This window comes from Streptomyces sp. ActVer, from assembly GCF_027270795.1.
GTDB lineage: Bacteria > Actinomycetota > Actinomycetes > Streptomycetales > Streptomycetaceae > Streptomyces > Streptomyces umbrinus_A.
Map to the genome: position 1 here is coordinate 1 of NZ_JAPWHT010000717.1, position 3,244 is coordinate 3,244.

Below are 3,244 nucleotides of genomic sequence, written 5' to 3' on the forward strand. Positions count from 1 at the left end.
CGTTGACGAAATACGGGCACCCTGCGTCCAGGCCCTCCCGCAGCAGGGTGGTGCGGGGGCGGATCGGCGTGGCGTCGACCTCGCTCGGCTTGGCGGCGCGCTGCAACTGGACGGCGCGGTTGTCACCGGGGACGTGCACCGGGATGAAGGGGATCCAGTTCTCCGGGACGGAACTCATCACCTGGTACGCGACGGACGCGTGGGGGTCGTCCGGGGCGGCCGGGGGATGCAGCCGACGGCGGAAGGCCAGTGTCTCGGCCGCGGCCTCGGCACCGCTTCGGCCCTCGCCGGTCGCCTGCCGCACCGTCTGCTCGACCCCCCAGACCAGGTTCGCGCTCTCGTCGCGGACCAGCACGACCTCCTCCAGCGCCGGGCCGGTCGCGACCTTCGGCGTACCGGGCGGCAGCAACAGGCCGGCGTCGTCGGCCGGTTCGCCATCGCGAGAACCGAGGGAGTTGAGGGTGTACATCGACCAGTGCTGCCGGTTCTGCACGACGCCCCTGTCGGCGGGGGTGATCCAGCGGCGCTGCCCGAAGACGTCGGTCACCGCGAGGCCCTGGATCGAGGCGAAGGTACCGGCCGGAAGGTCGCAGGGGAGCTGGTACCAGTCGTTGCTGTAGACGAGGGCGAACTCCAGGAAGATCAGCCGGGCCAGGTCGGTGCTGTCCGGGGTGACCGCCGCGAAGTTCGTACGGCCGTCCTCGACCGCCCACCACCGGGGCAGCGGCATGCCGGAGAAGCGGACCGGCGCGGGGAAGACGGTGCGGTTGATCGGCGCGGGCGCCGGGGCCGTGCCGCCGAGGGAGCCGTCGGGAGTGACCGAGAACGCATGCCAGTCCAACTCGCCCCCGGGGTACTCCGGAGCGGTGAGCACCCGCTCGCCCCCGGCCGGCACGGCCGCGGACACCGAGAAGCGGTGCTCCAGCCGCCGCGGGTCCCAGGCCGAGTCGCCCTCCGGCCGTTGCGGGGTGGCACCGGACGGCTGGTCGATCAGGTCGTCGAACCAGCCGGTCAGCCGGGGGCCGAGAGCGTTCAACTCGTTGCGCTGCCCGCGCGCGTCGATGCCGTCGGCCGCGTGACCGCCGCCCTTCAGGTGCTGGTAGAGCAGGTATCCGTCCAGCCGTCGGCCGGCGACCGCCTGGGTGGCGGCCCACGCCTCGGGATGCGCGACGCGTGCGGAGTCCGCCGGATTCGCGGGGTCGGGCAGCGCTATCGGGTACAACTCGACGTACCGCTCGCCGAAGTGGCGCGACCGCAGCTCGGACGACCGGGCCAGCAGTTTCAGCCAGCGTCGGCCCAGCGCCAGCCGGAGGTCGAACGAGATCGGCTCGGTGCCAAAGGCGAACGGCAGTGGCCGCCGTTCCGCGACCGCCTCCAACGGCCGGTCGGGAGGCAGCGGCCCGGCCGGTCCGGGTGCCCCGTCCGGGCCGGTGTCGGACCGGAACCGGCCCCGCGGGCTCGCGGTGACCGAGTACGTCGCGGTCACCGGCGACCCGCCGTCCGTTCCGCGGAACTCGCCGCGCTGCCACTGCCGGGCCAGCATCCACAGCGGGTCGCGTACCTCCACCCGCAGCGCGCGGCCGAAGTCGGTGGTGCGCGGGCGGCCCTCCAGCCGGTTCCACACCCCGACCGTCGGATGGTCGCGCCGGCTCATCGCGCCGGGAAGATCCTGGATGCGGGTCTCAGTCATGGTCTGCCTTCCAGCGCTCGTTGGCGACAGCGAGATCGGTGCTGATCGTGATCGACTGCCGGGTCGCCGACATCAGCGTCGCCGGCAGCAGTTGCGCGTATCCGCTGCCGTCCAGCTGGTGCGGTTCCACGAGCCGGGTCCGTGCCAGGTCGAAGGTCTCGTTGACCGCGGCCAGCAGGTCGTCGACGTTCCAGGTGCCGGTCCGTACGGGCGGGCTGACCAGGAGCATCGCCTGCGGAGGTTCGGAGTCCGGGCTGTCGGCGTGCACCGCGATCCCGGTGGTCTCGCGGTCCGCCGGGATCACCTCGGTCCACTCGTCGAACAGCACACCGCACTGCGGGTCGTTCCGCGACGACGGCTGGTCCGCGTAGTGCGCGGTGAACAGCAGCCGGTCCTCGGTGATCGTGGTTCCCGTGGCGAACTCCATGCCCAGCCAGCGGTCGTTTTCGTGGTACGGCAGCTGGACGGGCACCAGTTGCGGATCGTCACCGTCGGGTCCGCCGTCGAGCAGCCCGTCGCGGCCCCGGAGTGCGTCGGCGAGCAGCACGGCGCGCTCCCACAGCCGGGGCATGTCGCGCACGCGGGCGATCCCGTGCAGCCAGTCGTCGACCGGGAAGTCCCGTGCCACCGGCGGCCGGGTGAGGTGCCCGACCAGTGCCTCGCGGTCGCGGAAGGCCTTGCGCAGGTCGGAGGCGAGGGCGTCGGAGGGTGTGTACTCGGGTACGACGAGAATGTCGGCGCCGAGCATCGCCCGCAACGCCTCGGTCGCGGACCGGACCTGGTCCGGCCCGGGGGCGGCCTTGTCGTAGTCGGCGAGCGCGGTGGCGCCGGCCGCCAGCCGGCCGGTGATCTCGCTCCGCAGCGCCTCGGCGCGGTCCAGCAGCTCCCGGCCGAACGCGACCACCCGGTCCTGGGGGTCGGTCAGATCCAGGCCGACCGGGTCGATGTCGGTGAGTGGAAGCAGGCGGGAGACCTCGTCCAGCAGGCCGCTGAGCGACCTCTCCTTCGTCTGGGCCTGTTTCCGCAGGTTTTCCAGACGGCGGGCGAAGCCGCGCCGCTTGGACTGCAGGTCCGACAGGAACCTGGACGGCGGATCCGGCGGCACGGCGACCGGCGTGGTGGTCAGCAGCCGCTCCGCCTGCCGCAGTATCCGGTACCGCTCCGCGTTCGGGGTGGACCGGGGCAGTGCGTCGTACTGCGCCAGGATCGCGTCGGCGTCGGCGAGCGCACGCGCCAACCGGTCCGCGGTGGCCGCCACGGCAGTGAGTACGTCGGCGTAGACGCCGCGGCGCCAGGCGGCCAGTTCGCCCCATCCGCTGCGGACCATGCCGAAGCTGGCCGCGGTGGAGACCAGCCCGGCGTACCGGCTGAGGAACGTGTCGATGCGGTCCAGCACGTCGCCCCGGCGCGGCGGCGCGGGCGCGGCGGGGTAGAGCCGCCGCAGGTCCTGAAGGTAGTCGTCCACGTCCTCCGCCAGGTCCGCCAGCGAGGAGCGGACGGCGGCCGGCCGCTCCCGGGGCAGCGACACGGCGTCGTCGGCGCTCCGGTCCACCG

The 3,244-nt window shown here is 73.2% G+C and carries 1 protein-coding gene and 1 pseudogene; both read right to left on the minus strand.

Annotation, left to right across the window (positions count from 1 at the left end; genetic code table 11):
- Window positions 1–1,690: hypothetical protein (locus O3Q52_RS51040; RefSeq protein ID WP_269655235.1), on the minus strand; the 1,690-nt coding region annotated here is incomplete at its 3' end.
- A pseudogene (locus O3Q52_RS51045) lies at window positions 1,683–3,244 on the minus strand (hypothetical protein); the annotation flags it as partial. The gene O3Q52_RS51040 and the pseudogene O3Q52_RS51045, both read right to left, overlap by 8 nt.